Raw genomic sequence first — 12,416 nt, forward strand, 5'->3', positions numbered from 1 at the left:
GCCTTGATATGCAGACCAAGACCATCCGTGTAGGCAGCTGCCCGAAGTGCTACACCTATGACCAGGACAAAGCCTGCACGCCGGTGCAGACTGTCGAACGCTTCCACGAGCGGCTGAAGGCGGCGCAGCTCGACATTCTCAAAGAAGTGCGGCGGATTGACACCGGGCGGCTGGACATCCCGGTTTTCTTCAGCGTCTGCGGCAGGGACGCGGCCCGGATCATCGGCACCAAGAAGCAGATGGGCAAAGGCTCCACGCCGGAGCAGTCGCGGGCCAGCGCCTGCATGGAGCTGGCCGAGCGCTTCAGCTTCTTCTCCTTCCTCAAGAATGCGGACAATTTCCTTGTCGGCGACTACGCGGCCATGCGGGCCGCCGGGCATCCTGTCCTGCCGCTGACCGAACTGCTGCGCTCGGTGCATGACGAGACCCGCAGCCCGGAGCTGCTGGAGCGGCTGCTGTCCGGCCTGCCGCTGCGCTGGACCTGGGCGCGGAACCTCAGCCGCGACGAGGACGTGCTCGTGCCCTTCTCCTGGTTCTACGCCATCAACGAGTTCAACGGCCCCTGCGCGGGCAACACCATCGAGGAAGCGCTGCTGCAAGGCATCAGCGAGATTGTCGAGCGGCATGTCTGCGCGGTGATCGCGCGGGAGCAGCGGCATGTCCCGGCCATTGACCTCAGCACAGTGACTGACCCAGTGGCCCGCGAGCTGATTGAGAAGTTCGAGCGCAACGGCATCAGGCTGCATTGCAATGACTTCTCGCTCGACACCGGCATTCCGACTGTCGGCGCGCTGGCCTGGGATCCGGCCACGTTCCCGGAGAAAAGCGAGCTGGTCTATACCGCAGGCACCACGCCGGGGCCGGACAAAGCACTCATTCGCGCCCTGACCGAGGTGGCGCAGCTAGCGGGCGACTTCGAGTCCGGCTCCAACTACGTCGCCTCCGGCCTGCCCAAGCCGCTCAGTTTATCTGAGGTGGACTATGTGATCAATTCAGGCAAAACCGTTGCCTTGAACGAATTGCCCGACCTCAGCGCGGACGACATGCTCGACGAGCTGCGCGGCTGTTTGGAAGCACTGCGCAAGAACGGCATGGAGGTGCTGGCGGTCAACACCACGCACCCGCAGCTCGGCATCCCGGCGGCCTACACCATCATCCCCGGCGCACATTTCCGCGAGCGGGCGGCCTCTGGCGACGCGGCCCTTTTCGCGGCCAAGCTCGCCGCAGAGCTGCTTGATCCGGCAGCCTTGGAGGAGAAGCTGGCGGCGATGAGCCAGGAGCTGCCGCAGGCCTATTATCTGGAATTCTACCGAGGGCGCAATCTCTACGACCAAGGTCTGGCTGAGGCCGCGCTGCCCTGCTTCACCAAAGTGCTGGCCCTTGAGCCGCAGGATGAAGACAGACCCTACCTGTATTCGTACTGCGGTGCCTGCCTGCGCGATCTGGGCCGCTTTGAGGAGGCGGTGCCGCTGCTGGAGCAAGGGCTATCGCATGACGAGGAGCGGCCCGACCTGCACAACATCCTCGGTGTCTGCCACTACAAGGCTGGCCGCTTCGAGCAGGCCGTTCACCACTTTCAGCGGGCGGTGCAGCTCAATCCGGTCTCGGCTATCGACTATGCCAACTTGGCTCTCAACTTGCAGCGGCTGGGGCGGAACGAGGAGGCGGTGCGCAATTACCAGATTGCCCTGAGCCAGGACGCGGACATCGCCTTTGCTGCGGAGAATCTGACCAAGCTGCTGGCGGAAGGCTCGAAATAACCAATAGATATCGTGCGTAAATGAGCAGCAGGGACGAAGTCTGCTGAAGCCGCATTGGCGGCTGGCAGGCTCATGGCGCGAAGAACCGCTCCACGTCCCGCAGATTCCGGGTCAGGGGCGAGGGCGGCAGGCTGGCGATGAATCTGCCGCCGTAGGGTTTGGTGAAGAGGCGCACGTCAAGGACAGCGGCCACGCCCCGGTCTCCGGCCCGGCGCATCAGACGGCCCACGCCCTGCCGCAGGCTGAGAATGGCCCTCGGCACCTGAAATTCAAAAAAAGGATTGCCGCCAGCGGCCTTGATCCGCTCGATCCGGGCCAGCAGCACCGGATCCGTCGGCACCTCGAACGGCAGTTTATCAATGATCACCATGCTCAGGGACTCTCCCGGCACGTCAACGCCCTCCCAGAAGCTGGCCACAGCGAAGAGCACCGAATCAGTCTCCTCAGCGAAACGCTTGAGCAAAAGCTGGCGCGAGGCCGTCCCTTGGCGGAGCAGCGTGTAGGGCAGCGCATCGCGCAGACTGTGCCAGGCCTGTTCAAGCCCCTGAAAGGACGTGAAGAGCACCAAGGCCCGCCCGCGCGAGCAGGTCAGCAGTTTTTTCAGCTCCTGATGCAGCCGCTCGCGGTGGCCGGAGGCGTTGGGTTCGGGAAAACTGCTGTCTGGCACATAGAGCAGCGTGCGGTTTTTATAATCAAAAGGAGAGGGAAAGGCGCAAGCCGGGCTGTTTTCCGGGATGCCCAGCCGCTGGCGGAAATAGCCCGCGCTGAGAGTGGCCGACGTGAAGACGCAGTGCCGCATCTGAGCGAAGAGCGTTTTTTGCAGATCAGCGGCGACATCAACCGGCGTGGCCGCGAGACTTAAATTTTTCTCGCTCCGCTCAAACCAGCGCACATGGCCGTCCTGCCCGGCGGTATTCTGAGCGGTGATCCGCTCCAAACTTTCCCCCAGCTCCTCGCAGCGGGCTAAAAGCTGCTTCCACGGGCCGTCCGTGTTCTTCTCGCCGGTCAGCTCCAGCTGCTCGGCTAAAAATTCCAGATCAGAGAGCAGGGTGTCTTTGAGGAGATCCAGCGAAGGATGCGCGGCAAAAAGATCAGGCAGAGGAAAACGGCCTTTGGCGGGCGGAAAGAGGCTGAAAAAGCGTTCTCCGATGCCGCTCAGGCTTTCAAAGGCGGCGAAGAGCTTCTTTTTATGCTTCCGCTTGCCGCCGCTGTCCCGCGCCGCCTGCTCAAGATCGGCAAGCAAATCAAGCAGCTGGTAGCGCGAAAAGGACAGGCCGAAGAACTGCGCGGCAATGTCCTCCAAATGATGGGCTTCGTCAAAAATGACGCTTTCGCAGCGGGGCAGCACCTCGCCGAAGCCGCTCCGGCGCAGAGCCAGATCAGAAAAAAGCAGATGGTGATTGACTACCAAAATCTGGCAGGAGGCGGCCTCGCGCCGGACTTTGTTCAGATAGCAGCGGCTGTGGTCAGGGCAGTCGGAGCCGAGGCAGAAATGGCTCTGGCAGCAAATTTTCTGCCAGAGCGGCGAGCTGCCGGAAAGGCCGGGCAGCTCGGCCCGGTCGGCGAAGGTCGTTTTTTTCAGCCAGGCGCGGAGCTTGGCCGTGGAAACGCCGCTGCCGTCTTCGGCGGCGAACAGCTCCAATTGGCCGCCTGCGGTGAGCTGATGCCAGCGGCGCAGGCAGAGGTAATTCTGGCGGCCCTTGACGCACATCGCCTTCAGCTCCGGGGCGAACTGCTCGCGGATGAAAGGAATTTCTCGGCTGAGGATCTGATCCTGCAAATTGCGGGTGTTGGTCGAGATCAGCACCTTCCGCCTGCTGAGCGCTGCTGGGATCAGATAAGCCAACGTCTTGCCAAGACCAGTCTCAGCCTCCACCAGCAGGCAGGATGCGGGCGGGTCGTCCTGTTTGGCCAGCAGCTCCGCCACCGCCTCGGCCATCCGCCGCTGGCCGGGCCTGTCCTCATGCTCCGGCAGATACCGGGCAAGAAGGCCTGCCGGGCTGAAAATGTCGCTCATCCGCTCCATAGGCTCTTTTCTCCTTGAGAGGAGAGCATAGCGTTGACGTTTTTCTGTTGTCAACAGCAAAGGCATAAAGTAGTAATTAGAGTATCTGCTTCCGCGTTCTTCCAACCTGACCTGACTCAATGTGCGATCCTGATTCCCTCAAGTCTGCCGGCATGCTGCATGACGACGCGTATCTGGAGGGCGATGAGGTTGTCCTTGCTGTGGATGACTTCGTCCAGATCGCCGACATCATCAAAGCCTATCTCCAGCACCGTTCCCTCAAAACCCTGACAGCAGGCTCTGTTGCCGAATTCCGGCAGAAGCTGCCGCAGGCGCGGGTGGCTCTGGTGTTGCTGGACATCAACCTGCCGGACGGCAGCGGCGTGGATCTGATCCCGGAAATCAAAGCCGCTGACCCGGACACAGCGGTGATCATGCTCTCCGGCGTGACCGACCTGCAAACCGCGCTGAAGTGCATCCGGCACGGCGCGGACGACTACATGACCAAGCCGGTGCAGTTCGAGCCGTTCTGGGAGACCGTGCGCAAGGTGCTGGAAAAGCGGCGGCTGAAAATCAGCAACCGCCGCTATCAGCAGCAGATTGAGCAGGCCAATTTCCGTCTCCGGCTGATGCACGGCCTGACCATGCGGATGAACACCGCTTATCTCAGCATGACCGCTTTAGATGAAATTCTGCGGGCCATCTTGGTCGGCATCACCGCCAAAGAAGGGCTGCAATTCAACCGGGCCTTTCTCGCCCTGTTTGATGACTCCGGCCAGACCTTGGAAGGACGGCTGGCCATCGGGCCGGGCTGCCGCGAGGACGCAGGACGCATCTGGCAGGAGATCAGCAGCAAGGAGCTGGATTTTCACGATATGATTGAAGCTATCCGCCAGCACGGCTTTCAAGAGGACGGCGAGGTGAACCGGATTGTCCGCGCCCTGCGCGTCAGCGCCGCTGAAACCGGGCATCTGCTGATCAATGCCGTCACGGCCCGCCGCTCGGTCAACATCCGGGACGGACAAAGCAGTTGCGGCTGCCCGGTGCCGACGGAACTGATGGGGCTGCTGGAGGAAGACTGCTTTGTGGTTGTTCCGTTGTATTCGCAGAGCCGGTCGCTGGGCGTGATCATCGCCGACAACTTTGTCACCCGCAGGCTGATTGACGAGGAGCTGATCAGCTCGCTGGAAAGTTTCGCCAGCCAAGCCAGTTTGGCCATCGAGCACTGCCAGCTTTACATGCGCATGGAACGGAAAATTCACGAGCTGGAAGAAGTCACGGAGGAGCTGGAAAAAAATAAAGATCTGCTGGTGGAGGCCGAACGCTATGCGGCGGTGGGGCAGGTGGCGGCCCAGCTTGCCCACAACATCCGCAATCCGGTCACGGCCATTGGCGGCACCGCCCGTCTGCTGTCGCACAAAATTACCGATCCGCAGCAGCTCAGTTTTCTCAGCATGATGATCACTGGGGTGGAGAAAATTGAGCAGTCACTGGAAGATTTACTCAACTTTGTTGACAAATCACCGCCGGTAAAAGAGATGACTCCGGTTTACCCGCTGATTGTCAGATCGCTGATGCTTTTCTACAGCGCCATGCAGAAGCAGCGGATTGAGTATGAAATAGTCATGTCTGACCGGCAGCTGAAATTTGAACTGGATCCGCAGCAGCTTAAACGGGTTTTCATTCATCTGATCCGCAATGCCGTGGAGGCGATGGAGCGGGGCGGCAAGCTGATCGTCGAGATTTTGTTCTTCAACGGCCAGCTGCGGGCAGCGGTGCGCGACAGCGGCATTGGCATCGTGGAGGCAGACATCCGCCGAGCTTCTGATCCGTTCTACACCACCAAAACCGCAGGCACCGGCATCGGCCTGGCCTTGGTGAGCCGCATCATCAGTCAGCACGGCGGTGCGTTGAGCATCCGCAGACGGGAAAGCGGCGGCACCGAGGTCTCTTTTACCCTGCCGGGCAGCTGCAGCTGACAGCCCTCCTCTTTGCAGTTGCCAAAACAGCCCGAATCTGATAGAGAAGAGCAGCGCATTCGACACTCTCCTTATCTTCATCAAACCTACTTGAAAGGAACATCATGGCCCAGGAATCTCTCATCCGTCTTGCCGGGCGGGTGCTGCAAGTCCCGCCTTCCCCAACTCTTGCCGTCAACGCCAAGGCCAAGGCCCTGAAGGCCGCTGGCGAAAACATTCTCAATTTCAGCGTCGGCGAGCCGGATTTCGACACACCGGAACACGTCCGCGAGGCAGGCAAGAAGGCGATTGACGACGGCCAGACCCGCTACACTGCTGTGCCGGGCATCCCGGAGCTGCGCGAGGCAGTAGCCATGCGCTTCAAGGCCGATCACGGCTGGGACTATCACCCGGATCAGATTCAAATCTGCTGCGGCGGCAAGCACGGCCTCTACAACATCTTCCAGGCCATGCTCAATCCCGGCGACGAGGTGCTGGTGCCTGCGCCGTACTGGGTTTCTTATCCGCCCATGGTGCAGCTCGCAGGCGGCGTGCCGGTCGAAGTGCCCTTGGACGAGGCCACCGGCTTTGATCTCAATCCGGCCACGCTGGCGGCCAAAGCGACGGAGAAAACCCGCGCCATCTTCCTCAACAGCCCGTCGAATCCGGCAGGCTCGATTTTCTCGGAAAAAGCGCTGCGGGCAGTTGCCGACATGGCCTTGGAGCGCGGCTGGCTGGTGGTCAGCGATGACATCTACGAAAGCATCTGCTATCTTGACGGCAAGCTGCCGCATATCCTTGATGTCGAGCCGCGCCTGAAAGAGCAGACTGTGGTGCTCAACGGCGTGTCTAAATCCTTCGCTATGACCGGCTGGCGGATCGGCTACTGCGCCGGGCCGCTGCATCTGATCAAGGCGATGAACAAGGTGCAGAGCCATTCCACCTCCAATCCATGCAGTCCAGCTCAGTACGCCGCTTTGGCAGCCCTGACCGGCTCGCAGGATTTCCCCGGGGAAATGAAGAAAGCCTTCCTGCCGCGCCGCGACTTCTTTGTCCGCGACTTGGAATCCATCGCGGGCGTGACCTGCGTCAATCCCAGCGGCGCGTTCTACGTCTTCCCCAACTTCTCCGCCTATTACGGCAAGTCCTTCAAGGGCAAGGCGATCAAGAATTCGGTGGACATGGCCGATTACTTCTTGGACGAAGCCAAAGTCGCCTCAGTGCCGGGCGCGGCCTTTGGCGCGGATGCCTTTGTCCGCTTCTCCTTCGCCACCTCAATGGCGGTGATTGAGGAAGGCATGAGCCGGATTAAAAAAGCCTTGGCCGCTTTGGAAGGGTAGGTATCAGCCTGATTTTTTTGGCGCAACCGCTGCTTGCCCGCAGCGGTTTTTTTATTCTCAACAAAGAAAGCAAGCGCATGATTTTCCTTGCCCGTTTTTTCACGCCTTTTTTAATGCCGCTGCCTTTAGGGCTGTTCTTTGTTCTGCTTGGCCTGATCTTCGTGCTGCTCCGGCTGCGGAAGCTGGCCGCCGTCGTCCTGCTGGGCAGCGTGGCGGTGTTTCTGGTCTTCGGCTCTAGTCTGCCCGCCCGCAGGCTGCGCGGCCTGGAGCGTGCCTATCCGCCTCTTCGGCTTGAGCAGCTTGCTGAAGCCGAACGGCAGCAGATCAAATTCGTGGCGGTGCTGGGCAACACCCATGTCAGCGATCCCGGCGTGCCGGAAACCGGTCAGCTTGGCCAGGCCTCGCTCTACCGGCTGATTGAAGGCATTCGGCTGCACCGCGAGCTGCCGGAGTCGTGGCTGGTGGTCAGCGGCGGTACTTGTCCGGGCGATGCGACAGCTAATGCCGTGCTGGTTGGCCGCACCGCCCGGCAGCTCGGCGTGGACGGCGGCAGGCTGGTGATTGAAGATCGGCCTCGCGACACCGCCGAAGAGGCGAAACTGCTCAAGCCGCTGCTCAAGGATGCGCCGTTCATTCTCGTCACCTCGGCGGCGCACATGCCACGAGCGATGCGGATTTTTCAGAATGAAGGCTTGCGGCCAATTGCCGCGCCGACAGATTTTATTGTGAAAGACCGGCAACTGCTCACCTCAGCCAGCCTTTTGCCTTCTGCCGCCAATTTGGAGCTGTCGGAACAGGTTGTCTATGAATGGCTGGGAAGTCTTTGGAATGGTGTTTCGCCGTCGCCGGGGCAGTGATTTTTTTCAGGGACACCGATTGCGGAGATTGCCGAGGTTTTGTAGAGTGGTTCTATACGCTTTTTATTACAGCAAGAGAGCGGTGCGCGACAGCAAAGCTCGGAGGAATGGATATGGCTGATGGCGGCAAGAAACCGTCATTTTGGGAAACGGTTCCCGGAGTTATCACCGCAATAGCTGGTTTGATCACGGCGTTGGCAACGCTGATTACTGCGCTGTACACCGCCAAAATAATCGGGCAGCATGAAGAACCGGCCAAGAAAGAGGCTGGCAAGGAACAGGGCAAGGCAAATAAGCCTTGCAACGAAAGCTGCGTGGCAAACGGTGCCCATATTGCTTCTACTGCTTTTTCTAAAGAGAATTTACCATGTGCGGTATAGCCTTGCTGTTTGACCAGCAATAATAATGAAGAACATTGAAAGAAAGACAGTCGTTGCTTCATTTTTGCTGATACTGACACTTCTTCCTGCCCTGTTCATCCGTCTGCGGCTGCTTGATTTCCCTTTGGAGCGGGATGAGGGAGAGTACGCTTATGCCGGACAGCTGCTTCTCCAAGGGATTGCTCCTTATGTCCAAGCCTATAATATGAAATGGCCGGGCATCTATGCCGCTTATGCTCTTATCATGGCTGTCTTCGGGCAGAGTGTGGCAGGCATCCATCTTGGAGTCACTTTAGTCAGTTTTACAACAGCACTTCTGCTGTTTGTCATTACCCGCCGAATAGCAGGCAATGCTGCTGGCATTGTCGCCGCAGGCACGTATTCATTACTTTCCATCAGCACAGGAACGCTTGGACTTGCAGGCCACGCCACCCATTTTGTTATGCTGCCTGCCCTTGGCGGAATTGCGCTGCTGATGGAATCTGAAGATCGTCTTTCGGCATGGAAAATCTTTGCAGCAGGTGTGCTGCTGGGGACAGCACCTTTAATGAAGCAGCATGGCGTGGTGTTTGGTCTTTTCTGCGCCGTATGGCTCGCAAGGCGTGAATATGGCCGCACATCAAATAAGGTCTTGGCTCAACATTTGGGACTGCTTGGCTTAGGCGGAATCATACCTCTTTTTCTGACAGTTCTTCTGCTGGCCACAGCAGGTGTTTTGGGAAAATTCTGGCTCTGGACATTCACCTACGCAAGAGCCTATACGGGAATCGTGACGCTTCCGCAAGGCTGGGAGAATTTTCAGTTCGCTGTCAGGATGCTTACGGCGACATCACCTGGTTTATGGTGCTTGGCACTTTGTGGCGCAGCAATGCTCTTTCTTGTGCCTTCACTGCGTCCTTGGCGGCGGTTTGTGACGGTTTTCAGTTTAGTATCTCTTCTTGCCGTTTGCCCTGGCCTCTATTTTCGTAGACATTATTTTATCATATTGCTGCCTGCGATAGGAATTTTGGCGGGATTTACAGCAGCGGGAATTTTTAAACTGCAACATGTTTTTTCACGCCCTGCATTCATGACCGGGCTGCTTTTCAGTTTAGCTGCTGGAATTTCGCTTTGGACAGAACACGACATTTTTTTCCGCATGTCACCTGACCTCGCTTGCCGTGAAGTATATGGTCCTAATCCTTTTCCTGAATCATTGAATATTGCCCGCTATATTGAGGAACACAGCCGATCGGACGCACGGATTGCCGTGTTTGGTTCAGAGCCGCAAATATCTTTTTACAGTCGCCGTCATTCCGCCACAGGATATATCTATATGTATCCATTGATGGAAAAACAACCATTGGCGGCAATGATGCAGCAAGAGATGATTCAAGAAATAGAAACTGCCAAACCGTGTTATATTGTGCTCGTATCTGTACCAACTTCGTGGCTAAGAAGTGCCGATTCTCAGCCAATATTGTTCAATTGGATGAATGGGTATCTTGCTAAAATTCGACTTGCTGGTTTTGTCGAAATACTTCAAGACGGAACTTATTATTCATGGAATTTGCCTCCTGCTGCCACATTGACGACATTGATCAAAAATAGAAAAAGTGACTATTGGATTGCGGTGATGGAGAATCAAGCATTGCCATGATCAGCAGCGGAGCATTTCAAAGGAAAAAAGTTTGTTTTCCCTAACTCAAAACAAAAAATTAAATCATGTGCGGCATAGCCCTGCTCTTTGACGAACAACTTTCCGCTGATGAACTGCGGGCCAGAATGCAGGCCGCGCTCACTGCCCAGCAGCATCGCGGGCCGGATGATGCAGGCATTTGGCAGGGGCCGGGCATCAGCGTTGGCCACCGCCGTTTGTCCATCATTGATCAAGCGGGCAGCAAGCAGCCGATGCGCAGCGCGGATGGCCGCTATGTACTCAGCTTCAACGGCGAAATCTACAATTACCAAGAGCTGCGGCCCGATTTGGTTGGCGAATGGCAATTCCAGACCAACGGCGACACCGAAGTGCTGTTGGCCGGGCTGATTTTGCGCAGCACGGCCTTCATAGACCGGATGGAAGGCATGTGGGCCTTTGCCCTGTGGGACAATCTGGAACGCCGCCTGCTCCTCTGCCGCGACCGCATGGGCAAGAAACCGCTCTATTATCAGACCGATGGCCGTTTTCTTGCCTGCGCTTCCGAGCTGCCTGCCCTGCGCAAGCTGGCGGCGCGGCCTTGGGCCGAGGATATGGATGCCACAGCGGATTTCCTCCGCCACGGCTATTACTTGCCCGGCAGCACCGCCTATCAGGGCGTTCAAGAACTCCTGCCCGGCCATCTGCTCGAATGGTCGCCGGGAAAAGCCTGCGCCGAGCAGCCCTTTTGGTCGCTGCAAATCCGCACGTTCCAAGGCAGCCAGGAAGACGCGGCGGCGGAGCTGCGGATGCGCTTAGTGCGGGCAGTGCGGCGGCGGATGGTCGCGGATGTGGAGGTCGGGGCTTTTCTTTCCGGCGGCGTGGATTCCTCGCTCGTGGTCTCAATTATGCGCACAGAGCTGGGAATTCGTCCCAAAACCTTCACCATCGGCTTTGAGGAGAAATCGTACGACGAGCGCGAATTTGCCGGGCAAATTGCCACCCGCCTCGGCACGGATCACCACGTCAACGTGCTGGAAAGCTGGGACCGGGCGCATCTTACTAACCTGATTCTCAACAACGTCGGCCAGCCTTTTGCCGATTCCTCCATTCTACCCACCTTGATGGTCTCGCAGTTGGCATCGTCCAAGGTCAAGGTGGCCTTGTCCGGCGACGGCGGCGACGAGCTGTTCAGCGGCTATCAGCGCTATCAGGCCCGTGCCATCCTGCGCTGGTATCTGCACCTGCCCAAGCCGCTGCGCTCCGGCGTGGAGAAGCTCGTCCGCGCCCTGCCGGAGCCGATGGCCCACCACAGCCGTTCGCTGATCAAAAAAGCGCATCTGTTCCAAGATATTATCAACCGAATTGAGGACGAAACGCCGTATTTCGCGCCGGTGCTCTATGCCAAGGAACACTGCCGCCGCCTTTTCCCGGAATTGGCTGGCCGGGGCAAATCGCTGCCGCAAATTCCAGCGGCTGCTGATGCCGACGACATCCAGCGGATGATGGCTGCTGACGCGCTCATCTATCTGCCGCAGGATATTTTGGTCAAGGTTGATCGGGCCTCAATGTGCTGGGCCTTGGAAGCCCGTGCGCCGTTTTTGGACCGCGACGTAGTCGAGCTGGCCTTTTCGCTGCCGCGCTCGTGGCACCGCTCCGGCCTGAGCGGCAAGAAGATGCTGCGGCTGGCCTGCGGCGATTTGCTGCCTGACAACATCTGGACGCGGCGCAAGCAGGGCTTTGGTGTGCCGATTCACGACTGGTTCCGCAAAGAGCTGGGCCAGGAGCTGGAAGAACTGCTAGCCAAGGACAGCGGCCCGCTTTGCCGGGCGGAAGCACTTGCCTTGCTGGATCAGCACCGGCAGGGCATACGCGACCACGGCTATCGGCTTTGGTCGCTGTATATTTATTTGCTCTGGAGAAGCGGCGGGGTGATGTATAGCTAACCCAAGTTGTGACCTGTAAATCTTAAAAAATCCATATCTCCCCGCGTATGTTATATTTCTGCTGACCGGCACAAATATAACCGCACACGGAGGAGAATATGGAACTCAAGAACACCGTATTTCACTGTTTATGCGATGATTTTTTAATTTTTAAGGGCTGGCGCGATGAGCGCAGCTAAGGTCATGACCGCAGCTCTGACTGCCGCCGCTTTCTTCTCCGGCAGTCATGAAAAAAGCGGCGTGTTTCTTGAGCGGCATGGATATCTGCCCGCCATGCTTTCAAAAAGCCAGTTCAGCCGCCGCCTGCGCAGAATTCCTGAATCTGTCTTGCGCGGCCTGATGAGTCAGCTTGCCACCCCGTTTCATGAAGCGGATTCATTGAAAATAACGGATTAAATCAGCATTCAGCGTCATCGCTCAAAGATTTCCAGCGCATATAGCTGTAGCATAATAAATTGACTACAGGTCAAGCTGCTGAAAGAGATCATCAACAGAACAGCCAAGTTTTCTTCTGCGGGCTTTTGCTTGTGCCCATTTATTTTCAATCGGATTGAG

Annotated in this window: 9 protein-coding genes; 8 read left to right on the forward strand and 1 reads right to left on the reverse strand. The window is 57.9% G+C overall.

Annotation, left to right across the window (positions count from 1 at the left end; all coding sequences use genetic code 11):
- Window positions 1–8: 8 nt before the first annotated feature.
- Window positions 9–1,760 carry a YcaO-like family protein gene (locus ACNKH6_RS04325; protein ID WP_417914318.1) on the forward strand — a complete coding sequence of 584 codons (1,752 nt, stop codon included), beginning with the start codon at window positions 9–11 and terminating at the stop codon, window positions 1,758–1,760.
- 70 nt (window positions 1,761–1,830) lie between these two features.
- On the opposite strand, the gene ACNKH6_RS04330 is transcribed toward ACNKH6_RS04325, so the two are convergent.
- A complete protein-coding gene (locus ACNKH6_RS04330; RefSeq protein WP_417914319.1) occupies window positions 1,831–3,777 on the reverse strand; it encodes an ATP-dependent DNA helicase in 1,947 nt (648 codons plus the stop codon).
- Window positions 3,778–3,938: 161 nt separating this feature from the next.
- Here ACNKH6_RS04330 and ACNKH6_RS04335 point away from each other — a divergent pair, with 161 nt between their 5' ends.
- The 7 genes from ACNKH6_RS04335 to ACNKH6_RS04365 all read left to right on the forward strand — a co-directional run bounded on the left by ACNKH6_RS04335 (window position 3,939) and on the right by ACNKH6_RS04365 (window position 12,257).
- Window positions 3,939–5,744, forward strand: coding sequence for a response regulator (locus tag ACNKH6_RS04335; RefSeq protein ID WP_417914320.1), 1,806 nt, complete (start codon window positions 3,939–3,941; stop codon window positions 5,742–5,744).
- 104 nt (window positions 5,745–5,848) lie between these two features.
- On the forward strand, window positions 5,849–7,063 hold the full coding sequence (locus tag ACNKH6_RS04340; protein WP_417914321.1) for a pyridoxal phosphate-dependent aminotransferase: 1,215 nt from the start codon (window positions 5,849–5,851) through the stop codon (window positions 7,061–7,063).
- Between the two features lie 17 nt (window positions 7,064–7,080).
- Window positions 7,081–7,920, forward strand: coding sequence for an ElyC/SanA/YdcF family protein (locus ACNKH6_RS04345; protein WP_417914322.1), 840 nt, complete (start codon window positions 7,081–7,083; stop codon window positions 7,918–7,920).
- Window positions 7,921–8,033: 113 nt separating this feature from the next.
- Window positions 8,034–8,300: a hypothetical protein gene (locus ACNKH6_RS04350; RefSeq protein ID WP_417914323.1), complete on the forward strand. Its 267-nt coding sequence runs from the start codon at window positions 8,034–8,036 to the stop codon at window positions 8,298–8,300.
- A 25-nt stretch (window positions 8,301–8,325) separates the two neighbouring features.
- Entirely contained in the window at window positions 8,326–9,939 is a 1,614-nt protein-coding gene (locus ACNKH6_RS04355) for an ArnT family glycosyltransferase (protein ID WP_417914324.1), read from the forward strand.
- A 65-nt stretch (window positions 9,940–10,004) separates the two neighbouring features.
- Entirely contained in the window at window positions 10,005–11,861 is a 1,857-nt protein-coding gene (gene asnB / locus ACNKH6_RS04360) for an asparagine synthase (glutamine-hydrolyzing) (RefSeq protein ID WP_417914325.1), read from the forward strand.
- A gap of 183 nt (window positions 11,862–12,044) precedes the next feature.
- The gene (locus ACNKH6_RS04365) at window positions 12,045–12,257 is read left to right on the forward strand and encodes a hypothetical protein (RefSeq protein ID WP_417914326.1); all 213 of its coding nucleotides are present in this window, start codon (window positions 12,045–12,047) and stop codon (window positions 12,255–12,257) included.
- Window positions 12,258–12,416 lie beyond the last annotated feature (159 nt).

This window comes from Candidatus Electronema sp. JM (assembly GCF_048287415.1).
Classification (GTDB): Bacteria; Desulfobacterota; Desulfobulbia; order Desulfobulbales; family Desulfobulbaceae; genus Electronema.